Source organism: Rhodococcus sp. Leaf225 (assembly GCF_001426145.1).
Taxonomy (GTDB): domain Bacteria; phylum Actinomycetota; class Actinomycetes; order Mycobacteriales; family Mycobacteriaceae; genus Rhodococcoides.
Genome location: NZ_LMRN01000012.1, coordinates 600,198 through 600,549 on the forward strand (window position 1 = coordinate 600,198; position 352 = coordinate 600,549).

Below are 352 nucleotides of genomic sequence, written 5' to 3' on the forward strand. Positions count from 1 at the left end.
TGACTCCCCCGAGGCGATCCGCAACTGCGACTGCACCAGGTCGACATCGGTGATCTCCTCGGTCACCGTGTGCTCGACCTGGATCCGCGGATTCATCTCGATGAACACATGGTTACCGTCCCGGTCCACCAGGAACTCCACCGTGCCCGCACACGAGTACCCGATCTTCCGCGCGAACGCCACAGCGTCACTGCACAACCGGGCACGAAGCTCGTCCGAGATGTTCGGCGCCGGCGCCAGCTCCACCACCTTCTGGTGACGGCGCTGCACCGAGCAGTCACGCTCGAAGAGATGGATCACATCGCCGTGGGTGTCCGCGAGAATCTGCACCTCGATGTGCCGCGGCTCGACC

The 352-nt window shown here is 64.2% G+C and carries 1 protein-coding gene; it reads right to left on the minus strand.

The features are described from left to right. The coding region (locus tag ASG69_RS12515) for an ATP-binding protein (protein ID WP_442971096.1) at positions 1-352 on the minus strand (352 nt) is incomplete at both ends.